Origin of the sequence: Micromonospora sp. NPDC050417 (assembly GCF_044458865.1) — a bacterium.
Classification (GTDB): domain Bacteria; phylum Actinomycetota; class Actinomycetes; order Mycobacteriales; family Micromonosporaceae; genus Micromonospora_G.
Genome location: NZ_JBITIH010000019.1, coordinates 40,063 through 57,002 on the forward strand (window position 1 = coordinate 40,063; position 16,940 = coordinate 57,002).

Annotated in this window: 16 protein-coding genes; 1 reads left to right on the plus strand and 15 read right to left on the minus strand. The window is 71.6% G+C overall.

The genetic code is table 11. The annotated features are described in order from the left end of the window. Window positions 1-153: 153 nt before the first annotated feature. From ACIBF5_RS23500 to ACIBF5_RS23510, 3 genes are all read right to left on the minus strand, one after another. Window positions 154-1,116, minus strand: coding sequence for a response regulator (locus ACIBF5_RS23500; RefSeq protein ID WP_396815001.1), 963 nt, complete (start codon window positions 1,114-1,116; stop codon window positions 154-156). Further along, complete coding sequence (gene rpe / locus ACIBF5_RS23505; protein WP_396815003.1) at window positions 1,113-1,793, minus strand: ribulose-phosphate 3-epimerase; 681 nt, start codon at window positions 1,791-1,793, stop codon at window positions 1,113-1,115. The genes ACIBF5_RS23500 and rpe overlap by 4 nt, the downstream gene beginning before the upstream one ends. A gap of 170 nt (window positions 1,794-1,963) precedes the next feature. After that, entirely contained in the window at window positions 1,964-2,971 is a 1,008-nt protein-coding gene (locus ACIBF5_RS23510; protein WP_396815005.1) for an NAD-dependent epimerase/dehydratase family protein, read from the minus strand. Between the two features lie 290 nt (window positions 2,972-3,261). Here ACIBF5_RS23510 and ACIBF5_RS23515 point away from each other — a divergent pair, with 290 nt between their 5' ends. Further along, window positions 3,262-4,155: a septum formation family protein gene (locus ACIBF5_RS23515; protein ID WP_396815007.1), complete on the plus strand. Its 894-nt coding sequence runs from the start codon at window positions 3,262-3,264 to the stop codon at window positions 4,153-4,155. Window positions 4,156-4,281: 126 nt separating this feature from the next. On the opposite strand, the gene ACIBF5_RS23520 is transcribed toward ACIBF5_RS23515, so the two are convergent. The 12 genes from ACIBF5_RS23520 to ACIBF5_RS23575 all read right to left on the minus strand — a co-directional run bounded on the left by ACIBF5_RS23520 (window position 4,282) and on the right by ACIBF5_RS23575 (window position 16,885). Continuing rightward, window positions 4,282-5,829 carry a transcription antitermination factor NusB gene (locus ACIBF5_RS23520; RefSeq protein ID WP_396815009.1) on the minus strand — a complete coding sequence of 516 codons (1,548 nt, stop codon included), beginning with the start codon at window positions 5,827-5,829 and terminating at the stop codon, window positions 4,282-4,284. Then, window positions 5,826-6,770: a methionyl-tRNA formyltransferase gene (fmt, locus tag ACIBF5_RS23525; RefSeq protein ID WP_396815120.1), complete on the minus strand. Its 945-nt coding sequence runs from the start codon at window positions 6,768-6,770 to the stop codon at window positions 5,826-5,828. Before fmt ends, ACIBF5_RS23520 begins: the two co-directional genes overlap by 4 nt. Before the next feature lie 5 nt (window positions 6,771-6,775). Beyond that, on the minus strand, window positions 6,776-7,336 hold the full coding sequence (gene def / locus ACIBF5_RS23530) for a peptide deformylase (RefSeq protein WP_396815011.1): 561 nt from the start codon (window positions 7,334-7,336) through the stop codon (window positions 6,776-6,778). A gap of 241 nt (window positions 7,337-7,577) precedes the next feature. Further along, window positions 7,578-8,576 carry an AAA family ATPase gene (locus ACIBF5_RS23535; protein WP_396815013.1) on the minus strand — a complete coding sequence of 333 codons (999 nt, stop codon included), beginning with the start codon at window positions 8,574-8,576 and terminating at the stop codon, window positions 7,578-7,580. 177 nt (window positions 8,577-8,753) lie between these two features. After that, the gene (locus ACIBF5_RS23540) at window positions 8,754-10,859 is read right to left on the minus strand and encodes a primosomal protein N' (RefSeq protein ID WP_396815121.1); all 2,106 of its coding nucleotides are present in this window, start codon (window positions 10,857-10,859) and stop codon (window positions 8,754-8,756) included. 38 nt (window positions 10,860-10,897) lie between these two features. Further along, on the minus strand, window positions 10,898-12,091 hold the full coding sequence (gene metK / locus ACIBF5_RS23545) for a methionine adenosyltransferase (RefSeq protein WP_396815015.1): 1,194 nt from the start codon (window positions 12,089-12,091) through the stop codon (window positions 10,898-10,900). Window positions 12,092-12,178: 87 nt separating this feature from the next. Next, window positions 12,179-13,387, minus strand: a complete 1,209-nt coding sequence (coaBC, locus tag ACIBF5_RS23550; RefSeq protein ID WP_396815018.1) for a bifunctional phosphopantothenoylcysteine decarboxylase/phosphopantothenate--cysteine ligase CoaBC — start codon at window positions 13,385-13,387, stop codon at window positions 12,179-12,181. Window positions 13,388-13,405: 18 nt separating this feature from the next. After that, window positions 13,406-13,669, minus strand: coding sequence for a DNA-directed RNA polymerase subunit omega (gene rpoZ, locus ACIBF5_RS23555; protein WP_007075826.1), 264 nt, complete (start codon window positions 13,667-13,669; stop codon window positions 13,406-13,408). A 20-nt stretch (window positions 13,670-13,689) separates the two neighbouring features. Beyond that, entirely contained in the window at window positions 13,690-14,232 is a 543-nt protein-coding gene (locus ACIBF5_RS23560) for a guanylate kinase (RefSeq protein WP_396815020.1), read from the minus strand. Between the two features lie 25 nt (window positions 14,233-14,257). After that, the gene (gene mihF, locus ACIBF5_RS23565; protein WP_396815022.1) at window positions 14,258-14,575 is read right to left on the minus strand and encodes an integration host factor, actinobacterial type; all 318 of its coding nucleotides are present in this window, start codon (window positions 14,573-14,575) and stop codon (window positions 14,258-14,260) included. Window positions 14,576-14,746: 171 nt separating this feature from the next. Then, window positions 14,747-15,589 (minus strand): orotidine-5'-phosphate decarboxylase, encoded by an 843-nt coding sequence (pyrF, locus tag ACIBF5_RS23570; protein WP_396815024.1) that lies wholly within the window; start codon window positions 15,587-15,589, stop codon window positions 14,747-14,749. A gap of 81 nt (window positions 15,590-15,670) precedes the next feature. Further along, entirely contained in the window at window positions 15,671-16,885 is a 1,215-nt protein-coding gene (locus ACIBF5_RS23575; RefSeq protein ID WP_396815122.1) for an adenosylmethionine--8-amino-7-oxononanoate transaminase, read from the minus strand. Between the last annotated feature and the right edge of the window lie 55 nt (window positions 16,886-16,940).

Here is a 16,940-nt window from a genome sequence, read left to right on the forward strand (position 1 = left end):
CGCCTCGCTCGCCATCGACGCGACCTACCTCACAACGTCGATCTTTCCGTGGAGCGCTCAATCGGGCGGGAATATCCGAGCGGCCAAGCCCGGCACCCCATCCGCCGTCGCCCGCTCTCCACCTGGCGCTCGCCAGCACTCCACCCGAGGCCGTCAGCTCTCCACCCGGCGCCGGTCGACCGCCACGTACGAGCCGGGTTGGTGCTTCGCCAGACTCTTCATCTCCGAGGCGGCGGCGATCACCTCGAGCGGGTCGGTGAACCGCCGCTCCGGCACCGACAGCGAGACCCCGATGGAGAGCGTGACCAGCGCGGCCCGCTGCACGTTCCCCCGCCGGTCGCGTAGTTCGACGTAGCCGCGCCCGGCGTCGGAGGGGTCGTACAACTCGTCGGCGGCCTTCTCGAAGTCGACCACCGCGCGTTCGGTGAGCGGACGTACCTGGTCGGGGGTGCAGACGATGACGAAGTCGTCGCCGCCGATGTGGCCGAGGAACGCGGGTGGGAGCCCGACCGAGACCACCGCCCGGTGCAGGCTGCGGGCCAGGGCGCTGATGAACTCGTCACCCCGGCTGAAGCCGTACCGGTCGTTGACGCTCTTGAACCGGTCGATGTCGACGTAGCCGACCGCGTAGTCGACGCCGCTGCGTACCCGGTCGGTGATCTCTCGCCGGACCCGGCTGTTGCCGGGAAGCCCGGTCAGCGGGGAGACCTCCCGGAACTCCTTGTTCCGGCGCAGGGTGGAGCTGACCCGGGCGATGAGTTCGGCGGTGTCGAAGGGCTTGACCAGGTAGTCGTCCGCCCCTGCGGTGAGGCCGTGCACCTTGTCCACGGTCATGCCCTTGGCGGTCAACATGATCACCGGCAGGGCGGAGGTCAGCGGGTTGGCGCGCAGCCGGCGGGTGAGTTCGAGGCCGTCGATCCGGGGCATCATCAGGTCGACCACGGCCAGGTCGGGGCGTTGTGCCTCGATCATGTCCAGGGCTTCCTGGCCGTCCCGGGCATGCCGTACGTCAAAACCGTGCAGTCGAAGGTTAAACTCCACAAAACGGGCGATATCCTCGTCGTCGTCGACGACCAGAATGAGATCCTTCGGTTCCTCCGCCGGCTCGGCGCTCACGGCCGCGGCACGGCACGCTCGGCCAACCCCCGCAGGTGCCCGATCGCCGCCGCCGGATCGGCCGCACCGTAGACAGCGGTGCCAGCCACGAAGGCGTCGGCACCCGCCGCGGCGGCCTGCTCGATCGTGTCCGTGGCGATCCCGCCGTCGACCTCGATCCGCAGTTCCAGGTGACCGCTGGCGGCATGCCGGCGGGCCGCCCGCACCTTGTCCAGCAACTCGGGAATGAACCGCTGCCCACCGAACCCGGCCTTGATCGTCATGATCAGGAGGGTGTCGAAACTCGGCAGCAGTTCCAGGTACGGCTCGATCGGCGTGTCCCGGTCGATCGCCAGCCCCGCCTTCGCGCCAGCCGAACGAAGCTCCTTGGCGAGCGCGACCGGGTTGTCACACGCCTCCGCGTGGAAGGTCACGTTGTACGCGCCGGCGTCGGCGTAGGCCGGGGCCCACCGCCTCGGGTCCTCGATCATCAGGTGCACGTCGAACGGGAGCGTGGTGACCGCGAGCAGGCTCTGCACCACCGGCAGACCGATGGTCAGGTTCGGTACGAAATGGTTGTCCATCACATCGACGTGCAGCCAGTCCGCCGCCGACTCGACCACCCGGGCCTCGTCGGCAAGATGCGCGAAGTCGGCGGCGAGAATGCTGGGCGCGATGATCGGCGTCGGTGCGGTCACCGGGCCAGTCTACGAACGCGCGCCACGCGTACGACACGGGCCACCGGCCCCGTCCCACAACCCGGCCGTGCCGACCCCCACTGGCACCGGAAGGAAGGGCCCCCTCTTAACGCATACGGATGTGAAGGGCCCCTTCCTAACCTGTGATGGACGGAACCGGATCAGGGTGGTCAACGACCGGGCACGGGCCACGCCGCCCAGGCATCGGTGAGGATCTCCGTCAACGCCGACCGGCGGGGCTCCCAGTCGAGCATCACCCGGGCGAGGTTGACGTCCGCGGTCAGCCGGAACGGCTCGGGTTTGGGCGGCAGCCGGCGTACGTCGACGGTCCGGCCGGTGACCTGCTGGGCGGTGGTGACCACCTCCAGCATGCTGGTCCCGTGCCCGCTGCCGATGTTGAGCAGCCGGTGCTCGCCGGGCCGGGTACGTTCCACCGCCAACCGGAACGCCTCCGCCGCGTCCACCACGTGCACGAAATCGCGGACCGCCGCCCCACCCCCGTTGAGGATCACGTGCGGGAGCTGACCGGTCATCGCCCGGAAGACGTTCGGGATGATCCGACCCGGGTCGAGATCGCCCACCCCACCGGCCGCGCCGGCAAGGTTGAACAGACGCAGGGTCGTCGCACCGATCGCGCCGATCGAGGCCTGCGCGGCGACGAGCTGCTCGGCGGCGACCTTGGAGGTGGCGTACGGGCTCTCCGGGTGCGTGTCGAGATCCTCGCTGAGCACCCCCTCGGGCCGCGACCCGTACACGATGTTGGTCGAGGCGAACACGAACGAGATTCCCGGCCGTTCCTCACTGGCCTGCTCGAACGCCTTGAGCAGGTTGAACGTGCCCACGGCGTTGACGTCGAAATAGGTGAGCGGGTCGGCGAGCGAGTCCCCGGCGCTGGTCAGCGCGGCCAGGTGGCACACGCCGTCGAAACCGCCCTCGCCGACGATCCGTGCCATCCGTGCGCGGTCCCGCAGATCCCCGGTGATCAGTTCGGCCCCGGGAGCGAGCCGCTCGGTGGACCTACGCCGACTCAACACGGTCACCCGGTGTCCCGAGGCGAGCAGGTCGAGGCTGACCGCGTGCCCGAGGAAGCCGAGCCCACCGGTGACCAGTACGTGCACGTGGGGTCCGATCTGGCCAGATTCCGCCGCCGCGAGGCAGAGACGTGAGAGGTCCAGCAATCGTACGACGATGAAGCTCCTGCCGGGGACATCCGTTCCGGCCGGTACGTGCCGATCGATGGATATGCGGCGGCGATGGTCGCACCGACGCAAGTGGACCCGCGGGTGGGCGGGGTTGCCCGGACGGACCGCCGACCGGCCACGCCCCGGAACCAACGCCCATGCCGGCGCCGATGCCGACGCAACTGGAACCGTGCTGGCCCGCTACCGGTATGCTGCTCGGCCGATGGCCCACCCGCGCCCGGCCGGGCGGGGAAGCTGGCCGTCGGGTCCCCGGGGAGGACGAACACATGCGACGGTGGCTGGCTGCGGTGGCACTCGGTGGGTTGGCGGCGCTGATGCTGGGTGGCTGCGCGCTGCCCGCCGGCGTGGACGGCGACCTGACCGACGACTGGGCGGCGATCGGTGAGCCGGTCATCGTCGTGCCGGCGGTCGGTGCCTGCCACCCCCGGTTCGTGGAGGTCGGCTTCCTGAGTTCCTACCAGCCGGTCGAATGCGCCGAGCAGCACGACGCCGAAACCCTCTACGTGGGCACCTTCACCGGCGCCGAGGCGGACCGGACGACCCCGCCCCCGGACGGCTCGCCAGCGTGGCGGACGGCGCGGGCAGAGTGCGACAAGAAGGTCAACGAGGTGGTCGGCGGCGACTGGCGGGCCGGTCGACTGACCCTGAGCCTGATCCCGCCCTCAAGCTACGCGTGGTCCGGTGGCGCCCGCTGGTTCCGGTGCGACGTCGGCGAGATCGACGGCCTGGACAACCGGGACGTGGTGGGCCGCACCGGCAGCCTCAAGGGCGCGATGAGCGGGGCCTCCGCGCTGGCGTACGGCTGCTTCAACCCGAAGCTCGAGGCCGACGGCGACATCATCGAGCTGCAACCGGTGAACTGCACCGCAAAGCACAACACCGAGTTCGCCGGGATCTGGGACGCACCGGACGTCTCCTACGATGCGCTCCGCAAGGACGATAGCCGGATCGAGCGGGGCTGTCTGGCGGCGATCGCCGCCTTCGCCAAGGTGCCCAACAACGGTGACATGAAGTACCGCACCGGCCGGATCACCTACTACCCCAGCGAGGCGGACTGGAACGCCGGCAACCGTGGCGTGCAGTGTTTCCTCTGGCTCGACGAGCGCCAGGTGACCCGTTCGCTGAAGGGTTCCGGGTCGAGCGGGCTGCCCATCAACTGACCGGGGTCGGCAGGGTCGTTCCGGCGCGGGTCGGCCCTGCCCCCAAGCCACCGGTGGGGTGTCACGCCGGTCGGACGACCCGCGTGACACCCCACCGGTGTGACACCCGTTGGTGGACGGAGGCGGCTACTCGCCTCGGCGCAGTACCGCCAGGAACATCGCGTCGGTGCCGTGCCGGTGCGGCCAGAGCTGCACCGTCGGACCGTCGCCCAGGCCCGGCATGCCCGCCGGCAGCAGCGGCCGGGCGTCGACGAAATCGACCGGTACGCCCGAACGCCGGGCCGCCTCGGTGACCGTCACGTGCGTCTCCACCACGTGCGGCGAGCAGGTCACGTACGCCACCACCCCGCCGGGGCGGACCGCCCGCAGCGCGGCGGTGAGCAGTTCCCGCTGAAGCCGGGTCAGCGGCGGCAGGTCGGAGGGCTGACGACGCCAGCGCGACTCCGGACGCCGACGCAACGAGCCGAGCCCGGTGCAGGGAGCGTCGACCAACACCCGGTCGAAGCCACCCGCCGGCAGGTCGGGATCGTCGCCGGCGGTCCGCCCGTCCGTGGTGAGCACGGTGACCGGCAGACCACGGACCGCCTGCGAGACCAGCCGGGCGCGGTGCTCGGCCACCTCCACGGCGGTCAGGGTCGCACCCCGCTGGGCGGCCAGGGAACCGAGTAGACCCGCCTTGCCGCCAGGGCCGGCACAGAGGTCGAGCCACCGGCTGTCGCTCCCCTCGACCGGGGCCGTGGCGAGCGCCGTCGCGACGAGCTGTGAACCCTCGTCCTGCACGTGCGCCCGGCCCTCGGTCACCGCGGGCAGGTCGCCCGGGGCGCCGCCGCCGAGGTAGACCGCGTACGGCGAGAAGGCGCCGGGCGCCCCGCCCACCGCCTCGGCCAGTTCGACCGGGTCGGCCCGGCCGGGCCTGGCGCAGAGGTGCACCGGTGGACGTTCGTTGTCCTCGATCAGCAGCCGCCGGGTCTCGGCCAGATCCCCGCCGAGGGACTCGGCGAAGGACCGGACGATCCACTCCGGGTGGCTGTACGCGAGCGCCAGGTGTCCGATCGGGTTGGACTCGTACGACGGGGCGAGTTCGGTGACCCAGGTGTCGAGGTCCTTGCCGGAGATCTCCCGCATGACGGCGTTGGTGAACCCGGTCGCCCCGGGAGCCACCGAACGGACCAGGTCGACCGTTGCGGAGACTGCGGCGTGCGCCGGCACCCGGGTGTAGAGAAGCTGGTAGGCGCCGATCCGCAACGCGTCCCGGGGCTGCGGGTCGATCCGCGCCACGTCCCGCCCCGCCGCGGCGGTGAGGATCGCGTCCAGGGTGCCCCGGACCCGCAGGGTGCCGTAGGTCAGTTCGGTGGCGAAGGCGGCGTCGCGACCGTGCAACCGCATGTCCCGCAGGATGCCGGGCAGCACCAGGTTGGCGTACGCGTCGTCGCGGTGCACCGCCGCCACCGCCTCGTACGCCGCCTGGCGGGCGAGGTCGGCCGGTGGGCGGGCGGGTCGGCCACGTACGGGGCCGGCGAACCGGTCCCGCCCCGGCCGGGTGTCCCGTCCCCGGTCGTCCGTACGGTTGCGTCCGCGCTCGTCGGGGCGGGCCGCCCGGTCGCCGGCGGAGCGGTCGGGGCCGCTGCCGTCCGGGCGCTCGGTCCGGTCGCGGTTCTCCAGCGGGGCGCTCACGCGGTCACCTCGGCGGCCTGGAAGCTCTCGCCCGGTGCGACCCGGACGCCGCGCGCCCAGTCCGCGGCGGACATCGGCTTCTTGCCCGCCGCCCGCACCTCACCGAGGATCACAGCGGTGGTGGCGGTACCGGCCAGTACCTGGTTCCGTTCGACGAGAAGCTCCCCTGGTGTGAGTTCGGGTGGGTTGGCGATCAGGCGGACCGGGCCGAGCTTGATCCGGTCGCCGCGGAAGGTGGTCCAGGCGCCGGGCGCCGGAGTGGCGGCGCGGATCCGGCGGTCGACCGCGAAACCCGGCTCGGTCCAGCGGACCTGGCCGTCGTCGACGGTCAGCTTGGGGGCGAGCGACACTCCGTCGGCCGGCTGCGGCTCGGCCCGTGCGGTGCCGTCCTCGATCGCGTCGAGGACGGCCACGAGCAGCCCGGCACCGGCGGCGGCGAGCCGGGTCAGCAGGTCACCGGAGGTGTCGGTGGGACGGATCTCGTCGGTAACGGTGCCGAAGACCGGGCCGGTGTCGAGGCCCGCCTCAAGCTGGAAGACGCTCGCGCCGGTCAGCTCGTCGCCGTGCAGCACCGCGTGCTGTACCGGAGCGGCTCCCCGCCAGGCGGGCAGGAGCGAGAAGTGCAGGTTGACCCAGCCGTGGGTGGGGACCTCCAACGCCACCGGCGGCACCAGCGCACCGTAGGCGACCACCGGTACGCAGTCCGGGGCCAGCTCGCGGAGGCGGTCGAGGAACTCCGGCTCACGGGGGCGGGCCGGGGTCAGCACCTCGATGCCACGCTCGTCGGCCCAGGCGCCGACCGGCGACCGGACCAGGCCCCGGCCACGACCGGCGGGGGCGTCGGGACGGGTCACCACGGCGAGCAACTCGTGCCGGGAGGCGGCGACGGCGTCGAGGGCGGGCAGGGCGACGGCCGGTGTACCGGCGAAGACCAGACGCACCCCGGTCACCGACCGAGCCCGAAGGGGCCACCCGCGCCGTGCGGGCTGACCTTGACCACCGGCGGCGCGCCGGCGTCGTACCACTCCGCCGCGCGGATCGCCTTCATCGCCTCCTTCCGCCCCTCGGTGTCGAGCCGGTCGAGGAAGAGGACACCGTCGAGGTGGTCGGTCTCGTGCTGTACGCAGCGGGCCATCAGACCGGTGCCGACGATCTGGAGCGGGTCGCCGTACGAGTTGAAGCCCTTGGCCACGACGTTCTGCCGGCGCTTCGTGTCGAAGTAGAGGCCGGGGATGGAGAGGCAGCCCTCCGGGCCGTCCTGTTCCTCCTCGTCCGGGAAGGCGAGCACCGGGTTGATCAAGTGCCCGACCACGTCGTCCACGTCGAAGGTGAACACCCGCAGGCCGACGCCGAGCTGCGGGGCGGCGAGCCCGGCACCGTTGCGGTCTCGCATGGTGTCGGTGAGGTCGGCGACCAGCTTGCGCAGCTCCCGGTCGAAGTCGACCACCGGCTCGGCCGGCGTACGCAGCACCGGATCCCCGAACAGACGGATGGGCTGGACGGTCACGCGGGACGGCTCCTTAACTGGTGGGCGGGACGGCTCGGCTGGTGAGGCTGGGACGGCCACCCGGGGGAACGACCGCCAGGAGGAGAGGGCGGGCGGGATGGATGATGCCGTACCAGTCTACGGCGGCGGTACCGGCAGATTTCAGGCCACCGACACCGGCGACGGCTGGTCGCCGCGCCGGTGGAAGGCCCGGGTCGGCTGGAGGTCCCGGTCGGCTGGAGGTCCCGGTCGGCAGCGCCGGTTACGAGGAGATACCGGCCTCGCTGGTCAGCAGCGGGTCCGCGGGGGCGGCCTCGGCCTGGGCGAGCACGTGCTCGGGCAACGGCAGCGAGACGTTGTGCGCGGCGTCCCAGTCGTAGATCGCGCCCAGTCCCACCTCGGTCTGGAAGAACTCGATCGCGGAGCGCCCACCGACCACGGGCTCGTCGACCTCGGCCACGAGCCGGCCGGGGACGAGCTTGAAGCCGTTGCGCAGGGCGGCGCTGAGCCGACGGTGACCGTCGATGACGAAGAACTCGGAGCCGGTGTAACCGATGCTGAGCGGTTCCAGCGCCGCCTCACCGGCCTGTGCGACGTCGGCGACGAAGTCCGATTCCCAGAGCCCGCGCAGGCCCTGGATCTCCTGGCTGGGGTAGATCCGGCCGGGGTCGAGCAGGAGCAGCGGCGGGGAGTCGCGCAGCACCTCCTTGCCCAGGGAGCCCTCGAAGGCGGCGATCACGTGTTCCACCACCTCCATCGCCGAAGCCCGGGTGGTGTCACAGATCAGGTCGTAGTTGCGCAGTTTCGCCTTGTCCACGCCGTACCGGAGGATGAACCGCCCACGCTCGCTCTCGCTGCGCTCGTGCAGCTTGGCCTTCGCCTCCTCGACCGAGGTGTAGCTCTCGGCGGGGCCGGAGGGGCGGGCCAGCACCCGGCGGGCCGCCTCGGTCGGCTCGGTGATCATGTGAATCTTGAGCGCGTTCCGGAAGAAGTGCCAGGCGAGCCGACTGTCGACGATGAGCTGCTCACCGGAGTCGGCGATGTCCTGCTGGAGCTGGTCGACGTAACCGTCGACCGCCTGGTCGAGCTCGGCGTGCAGGTTGAGCTGGAGCGTGGTCATCTGGCGTCGCTGCGCCATCTCACGGTAGAGGTCGCCCACACTGATGCGGCGCAGGCCGAGCCGCTCACTCAGTTCGATCGACACCGTGCTCTTGCCGCTGCCGAGATCTCCATTCAGAACGATCGATTGACGACCGGTCACGACGCACACACCCCTGATCGCAGACTGACTAGGATCACTCGATTGCACACCGAACCGGTGTGATCACGGCATCGTCACACCAATGGGCGGCGACATGAGGGGCGACTTTACCACGCGTCAACCCGCCTTCTGGCGGACCGTATGTCCGCCGCCACCCTCCGGGTGACCACCGGACTGTCAGAACAGGTCCAACGGATCGACCTGGACCCGTACCGCGTCGGTGGCCTTACGGGCGGTCCGTACCCCGGCCGCCTCGTGCAGCGCGACCGCCAACGCGGCGGCCCGGCCCCGGGGCACCCGGACCAGCATCCGCTCCTGCCCCCGCGCCGCCGGCACCGGGCCGAGCAGCTCCGCGCTGTCCGGCAGCCGGGTCACGGCGAGCAGGTCAGCGACGGCCTCCGGCGTTCCGGTCAGGCTCGCCATCCGCGCCGCCGGGGGAAAACCCAGCTCCCGCCGCTCGGCCAGCTCACGCCCGGCGAACCAGGCAGGATCCCAACGCAACAGGGCCTGCACCGGCGCCAGCGCACCATCGGCGACCAGCACCACCCGGCCATCCGAGGCGGCCGGCCGGGCCAGCGCCGCCGCGGTGAGCCACCGGCGCAACGCCTCCTCACCGGCCCGCAGGTCGGCCCGGGTCAGCAGGGCCCACGAGTCGAGCAGCAGCACCGCCCCGTAACCGCCGGTGGCGACCGGCTCCGCGCCCGGGGTGGCCACCACCAGCCCCGCCCCCGCCGGGACCGAGGCGAGCACCTCCTCCCGACCCGAGGTCCGCACCGGCACCCCGGCGAACGCCCGCCCCAGTTCCTCCGCCGTACGCCGGGCACCGACCACCGACGCGCGCAGCCGTCGCCCGCCGCACTGCGGACAGGTGTACGCCGCTGCTACCCGGCCACACCAGTGGCAACTCGGTACGGCGTTCGCCGAACCGAGCGCGAGCGGCCCCGAGCAGTGCGGGCAACGGGCCGGGGCGCGGCAGCTCGCACAGGCGACCGAGGGCAGGTATCCCCGACGCGGCACCTGCACCAGCACCGGCGCGTCAGCCCGCAGGGCGGCGCGGGCCGCCTCCCAGGCCAGGCTGGGCAGCCGCGCCGTGGCCGCCGCCGGGTCCCGAGCGAGCTGCGGGTCGTCACCGGTCGGGGTCACCTGCGGCATCCTGGCCCGTACGGTCGCCCGGTCGGCCACGATCTCCTTCGCCCAGCCGGTCTCCACCAACTGTTGTGCCTCGGCGGTACGGGCATGCCCGGCCACCAGCACCGCCGCGTCGGCAAGCTGTGCCCGGGTGAGCAGCACGTCGCGGGCGTGCGGGTACGGAGCCCTCGGTTCGGCGTGTAGATCGTCCCCGTCGTCCCAGATCGCCACCAGTCCCAACCGCTGCACCGGGGCGAACATCGCCGCCCGGGTGCCGATCACCACCGGCACCTGTCCCCGCCGCGCGGCGAGGAAGGCCCGGTAGCGCTTGGCCGGGCCGAGCGCCGCCGCGAGCATGACGTGCCGGCCAGGGCCGAGTACGGCGGTGAGCGCGGCGTCGAGTCGGTCGAGGTCCCGTGCGTCGGCAACCACCGCGACCACACCGCGCCCACCTCGTACGGTGGCGGCGGCGGCCTCGGCGAACCGCTCCGCCCACGCCTCACCGGGAAGCGCCGACCAGACCGCCCGGGGCTGGCGACCGCCGGTCAGCGCCCGCAGGAAGCCCGGCCCGGCCGGGTAGTCGCGCCAGCCCTGCCCGGCCCCGCCGGCCCCCACCGGCACCGCCGGGGACAGGTCGCCGGACGGCAGCGCCTCCTCGGCCGCCGACTCGGTCCCACCCGACTCGACGGCACGCACAGCGGACGCGTCCGACTCGTCGACACGCCCAGCGGGGCCCTCCGGATCCGCGCCACGCACAGCGGACGCGTCCGACTCGGCGGGCTCCGGGACGGGTGGGGGCGTCGACGCGGGCGGTGACTGCGACTCGACCCGGGCGTGCCGGGGAGGCACCGCCAGACGCAGGACGTCGGCCAGGCCACCGGCGTACCGGTCGGCCACGGCGCGGGCGAGCCGGGCGATCTCCGGGGCGAGCACCGGCTCCGGCGAGACCAGCCGTTCGAGATAGGTCAGCCGGCCGGTGTGTTCCGAGGACTCCACCCGTTCCAACAACCAGCCGTCCACGAGCTGACCGGCGAAGCGGACCCGTACCCGGGTGCCGGGGTGGGCCGTCTCTGCCAGTTCGGCCGGGACCAGGTAGTCGAACGGGCGGTCCAGGTGGGCCAGCGGTACGTCGACACAGACGCGAGCGACCGGCAGCCCTGTCGCGGGCTGCCGGTCGCTGCGCTTCGCGGTGGTCAGGCTCCCGCGGCCGACTTGAGGTCGGCGGCGCGGTCGGTGCCCTCCCAGGTGAGGTCCGGCAGCTCACGGCCGAAGTGGCCGTAGGCGGCGGTCTGCTGGTAGATCGGGCGCAGCAGGTCGAGGTCGCGGATGATCGCGGCCGGGCGCAGGTCGAAGACCTCGTTGACGGCCTTCTCGATCCGCTCGACCGGCACGTTCTCGGTGCCGAACGTCTCGACGAACAGGCTCACCGGGTGCGCCTTGCCGATCGCGTACGCGACCTGCACCTCGCACCGCTCGGCCAGCCCGGCGGCAACCACGTTCTTCGCCACCCAGCGGGTCGCGTACGCGGCCGACCGGTCGACCTTCGACGGGTCCTTGCCGGAGAAGGCGCCGCCACCGTGCCGTGCGTACCCGCCGTAGGTGTCCACAATGATCTTCCGGCCGGTGAGGCCGGCGTCGCCCATCGGGCCACCGATCTCGAATCGCCCGGTCGGGTTCACCAGCAGCCGGTAGCCGTCGGTCTCCAGCCCGAGTTCCTCCAGCTCCGGGGCGATGACGTGCTCGCGTACGTCCGGGGTGAGCAGCGACTCGAGCGAGATGTCGGCGGCGTGCTGGCTGGAGACGACCACCGTGTTGAGCCGGACCGGCCGCAGGCCCTCGTACTCGATGGTGACCTGGGTCTTGCCGTCGGGCCGCAGGTACGGGATCGTGCCGTCCTTGCGGGCCGCGGCGAGCCGGCGGGCCAACCGGTGCGCCAGCGCGATCGGCAGTGGCATCAGCTCGGGCGTCTCCGAGCAGGCGAAGCCGAACATCATGCCCTGGTCGCCGGCGCCCTGGGCGTCGAGCGCGCTCTCCGAGGAGCCGGACCGAAGCTCAAGGGCGCTGTCCACACCCTGCGCGATGTCCGGCGACTGGGAGCCGATGGAGACGCTGACGCCGCAGGACGCGCCGTCGAACCCCTTCTTCGAGGAGTCGTAGCCGATGTTGAGGATCGTGTCGCGCACGATGGTCGGGATGTCGGCGTACGCCTTGGTGGTGACCTCACCCGCGACGTGCACCTGGCCGGTGGTGATGAGGGTTTCGACCGCCACCCGGCTGCGCGGGTCCTGGGTCAGCAGCGCGTCGAGGATGCCGTCGCTGATCTGGTCAGCAATCTTGTCCGGGTGGCCTTCCGTGACCGACTCGGAAGTGAACAGGCGGCGTGCCACGGTGCTCCTAAAGGTGCTCGAAGAGTGTCGGGGCAGTGTAGCGCCGCCGACAATGGACCATTTCCAAGGTGACAGTGTGTTCAGCGGTTAAGACGAAGCGGTTAAGCGCCTTGTTACCAGGTCCCAGACGGAGTCGGCGAGGTCTTCCTTGGATTGCTCCGGAAAAGCCGTCCTCGATCCGTCCGCACCCAGCACGACCGCGGTGTTGGAGTCGGCGCCGAACACCTTGTCCTGCCCCACCTCGTTGACCACGATCAGGTCCGCCTTCTTCCGGGACAGCTTGCCCCGAGCGTTGGCTTCAGCGTCGCTGGTCTCGGCCGCGAAGGCCACCAACACCTGACCGGCGTGTCGCCGCTCACCGAGTTCCGCGGCGATGTCGGGGTTCGTCACCAGCTCGATGGTGGGCACCGCGCCGTCTTCGGTCTTCTTGATCTTCTGGCTGGCGTAGGTCGCCGGGCGGAAGTCCGCCGGAGCCGCCGCCATCACCACCGCGTCGGCACCGTCCGCCGCCGCGAGGGTGGCCTTACGCAGTTCTTCGGTGGTGGAGACCCGGACCAGTTCCACCCCCGGCGGGTCGGCGAGGGAAACGTTCGCGGCAATCAGGGTAACCATAGCGCCACGCGCGGTAGCGGTACGGGCGAAAGCGTAACCCTGCTTGCCCGAGGAACGGTTACCCAGGAAGCGCACCGGGTCCAGCGGCTCCCGGGTGCCACCAGCCGTGATCACCACCCGGCGCCCGACCAGGTCACGCGGCGGCACCGAACCCCGGGTCAGCGCCCGTCGGGCGAGCGCGAAGATCTCCGCCGGGTCAGGAAGCCGCCCCTTGCCGGTGTCGGCGCCGGTCAACCGGCCGCTGGCGGGCTCGATCACCTGTACGCCCCGGGCCCGCAGCGTCGCCACGTTCGCCACCGTCGCCGGGTGCTCCCACATCTCGGTGTGCATCGCCGGCGCCACCACCACCGGGCAACGGGCGGTGAGCAGTGTGTTGGTGAGCAGGTCGTCGGCGAGGCCGTGGGCGGCCTTCGCGATCAGGTCGGCGGTGGCCGGTGCGACCACCACGAGATCCGCCTGCTTGCCGAGGCGGACGTGCGGAACGTCCTGCACGTCGGCCCAGACGTCGTCCGCGACCGGCTGGCCGGAGAGCGCCGCCCAGGTCGGTGCCCCGACGAACCGTAGGGCGGAGGCAGTCGGTACGACCCGGACGCTGTGCCCCGACTCGGTGAAGAGCCGAAGCAGCTCACAGGCTTTGTACGCGGCAATGCCCCCGCCTACCCCGAGGACGACCTGAGCGGGCATGAGCGGTCTCGATCGGCCTTACGGCTGGTCGGTCGGCTCGGCGGTGAGCAGACCGGCGTTGATCTCGCGCATCGCGATCGACAGCGGCTTCTCCTGCGGCGTGGTCTCTACCAGCGGTCCGACGTACTCCAGCAGGCCCTCGCCGAGCTGGCTGTAGTAGGCGTTGACCTGGCGGGCCCGCTTGGCCGCGAAGATGACCAGCGCGTACTTGGAGGTGGTCTTCTCCAGCAGCTCGTCGATCGGAGGGTTGGTGATGCCTTCGGGATTGGCGATGGAACCCACGAGATAAACCTCTGTGTCTCTCAACCGCTGGTACGCGGCTGAGCGGGAGTCAGAAAGGATGAACCGAGCAAGCCTACCAGTTCCTCCGCCGCACGCTCGGCGAAGTCGTTGACCACCACCAGGTCGATATCCGACTCGCCGGGTGGTTCGGGGGTCGGCGGAACCGCCCCGGGCGGGACGAGGCAGACCAGACGGGACCCTGGCATGGCGGCCCGTACCCGCCGGGCGCCGGTCAGGTCGAGCGCGACCAGGACGGGTTGGCCGGAGCGTAACCGGCGCCGTACCGGCTCGACGGGAGTGCCGTAGAGGTGGTCGGCGTACCGGTCCCACTCCAGCAGTCCGTCGGTGGCGACCAGCGCCTCGAACTCGGCCCGGTCCACGAAGTGGTGACCCACCCCGTCGACCTCGTGCGGTCGGCGCGGCCTGGTGGTCACCGGGACCGATACCCACAACACGGACGAACGCGCCCGGATCAGCTCGACCACGCCTCCCTTGCCGGCCCCTGCGGGACCGGCAAGGAGCGTGAGACGAGCCGCCGGGCGCGCGTCGTCCGCCGTGCTCACTGCTTGTTTCTACACGCTGCCGAAACTAGTTGGCGGCGAACTCGGCAAGCAGTGCCTTGCGCTGCTGGTCACCCAGGCCACGCAGACGCCGGCTGTCGGCGATCTTGAGCTTCTCCATGATCTGGGTCGCCCGGATCTTGCCGATCCCCGGCATAGCCTGGAGAACGGCCGAAACCTTCAGCTTGCCGACGACGTCGTCGCCCTCCGCCCGGTCGAGGACGGCGGCGAGGGTGGTCTTGCCCTGCTTGAGCTGCTCCTTCAGCTCAGCACGGGCTTTGCGGATCTCCGCAGCCTTCTCCAGCGCGGCTGCACGCTGTTCGGGGCTCAGTTGGGGGAGCGGCACCAGTTCTCCTCAGGTCCCTATCGCGACGGGCGGAACGCACCGCCGCATCTGTGAAACGTGGGGTGGCTGGAAACCAAAGGGGTATGTGGTTCCCAGCGCCGGGAAAACTAGCGGTCAGCGGAGTTTTCGGCAACGTGGACTCGCCAAGATCACAATGCGGTGACCGCGCTGTCACTCAACGGCGGCGCCCAGTACGGTCCGACAGTCGGCGAGCGCACGGTCCGCCGCAGCGCGCAGCGCGGCCCGATCCGGGCCGTGTCCGAGGACCTCGCGGGAGTACGACGGGAGCACCGTCGAGAGGTCTCGCCCGAAGACCGTACGCAGGTCGGCGGCGCTCGCCCCCTGCGCGCCGAGGCCGGGCGCGAGCAGCGGTCCGCGTACACGGGACAGGTCGTGGCCGGTGTCGCCGATCGTCGCGCCGACCACCAGCCCGAAGCTGCCCAACGGGTCCGCACCCGCGTTGAGCAGGGAAATCTCGTCGATGACGGTCTGCGCGACGGTCCGACCGTCGGCGCCTCGCGCGTGCTGGACCGCCGGCCCCTCGGGATTCGAGGTGAGCGCGAGTACGAAGACGCCGCCGCCGTGCGCCGCCGCCGTGTCGAACATCGGCGCGAGCGAGCCGACACCGAGGTACGGGCTCGCGGTGATCGCATCGACATACAGCGGACTGGATGGATCAAGGTACGCGGACGCGTACGCGCTCACCGTCGAGCCGATGTCGCCACGCTTGACGTCGAGAAGCACAAGAGCGCCAGCTTCTCTCAACTGTCGGATAGTTGACTCAAGGACCGCGAGCCCACGGGATCCGAAACGTTCGTAGAACGCGGACTGCGGCTTGACCACGGCCACCCGGTCGCCCAGCGCCTCGACCACCGTCTCGCTGAACCGCGCCAGCCCGGTCACGTCGTCGGGCAACCCCCAGCGGTCCAACAGCGCGCCGTGCGGGTCGATGCCCACACAGAGCGGGCCGCGCTCCGCCATCGCCCGGTGCAACCGGGTCCCGAAGCTCTCCATCGCCTCTCCTCTCGTCGCCCGCCGCGCACCCGCGCCGCGGTCTCCAGCCACGTCAATGGGGGAAGGGCCCGAGCTGCGGACTCAACCCGCGGCGACGGCGGCGGCCACCCCGGCACCGATCCGGGCCACGTCCTCGTCGCCGGTGACGTACGGCGGCATGGTGTAGACCAGGTCCCGGAACGGACGCAGCCACACTCCCCGCTCGACCGCCGCGGCGGTCGCGGCGGGCAGGTCCACCTCGTGGTCGAGCTGCACCACCCCGATCGCGCCGAGCACCCGTACGTCGGCCACACCGGGCGCCGTACGCAACGGCTCCAGGCCCGCCCGCAGCCCCGCCTGCACCCTCGCCACCTCGGCCGCCCAGTTTCCCGCCCGCAGCAGCCCGATGGAGGCGTTCGCGACCGCACAGGCGAGCGGGTTGCCCATGAAGGTCGGCCCGTGCGCCAGCACGCCGCCGGCACCGATCCCCCGGGCCACCTCCGGCGTGCAGAGCGCCGCCGCGAGGCTCAGGTAGCCGCCGGTGAGCGCCTTGCCGAGGCAGAGCACGTCCGGGGTGACACCGGCGTGTTCGGCGGCGAAGAACGTACCGGTGCGACCAAAACCAGTAGCGATCTCGTCAAAAATGAGTAGCACCCCGTGCGCCTCGGTCGCCTCGCGCAACACCCGTAGGTAGTGCGGGTTGTGGAACCGCATCCCGCCGGCCCCCTGCACGACCGGTTCGACGATGACCGCGGCCAACTCGTGCGCGTGTCGGGCGATCTGGTCCGCGAGCGCCGCCGCGTACTCCTCGTCCACCGGCGCGTCGAAGCCGGCCGGCGGCACCGGCGCGAACACCTGCCGGGGCAGCACGTCACGCCAGAGGTGGTGCATCCCGCCCTCGGGGTCGCAGACGCTCATCGGCTGGAACGTGTCACCGTGGTAGCCGCCCCGCCAGGTGGCGAGCCGGTGCCGCTCCGGTCGGCCCCGGCCGAGCTGGTACTGGAGGCACATCTTCACCGCGACCTCGACGCTCACCGACCCGGAGTCGCAGAGGAAGACGTGCTCCAGTCCGGGCGGGCTCAGCTCCACCAGGTTGCGGGTCAGTTCGATCGCGGGCTCGTGGGTCAGCCCGCCGAACATCACGTGGCTCATCCGGCCGAGCTGCCCGACCACCGCGGCGTCCAGCGTCGGATGCCGGTAACCGTGGATGGCCGCCCACCACGACGACATGCCGTCGACCAGTTCGCGCCCGTCGGCCAGGCGCAGACGTACGCCCTCGGCCTCGGCGACCAGGTAGGGCTCGGTGGTGGCCGGCATCGGCGCGTACGGGTGCCAGACGTGGGCCCGGTCGGCGGCGAGCAGTTCGGCGGGG

Excerpts from the sequence above, each read along its gene's own strand:
- ACIBF5_RS23515 (WP_396815007.1), top strand. The coding sequence starts at position 3,262 with ATGCGACGGTGGCTGGCTGCGGTGGCACTCGGTGGGTTGGCGGCGCTG.
- coaBC (WP_396815018.1), bottom strand. The coding sequence starts at position 13,387 with ATGCCCGCTCAGGTCGTCCTCGGGGTAGGCGGGGGCATTGCCGCGTAC.
- pyrF (WP_396815024.1), bottom strand. The coding sequence starts at position 15,589 with ATGGAGAGCTTCGGGACCCGGTTGCACCGGGCGATGGCGGAGCGCGGC.
- ACIBF5_RS23575 (WP_396815122.1), bottom strand. The coding sequence starts at position 16,885 with ATGCCGGCCACCACCGAGCCCTACCTGGTCGCCGAGGCCGAGGGCGTA.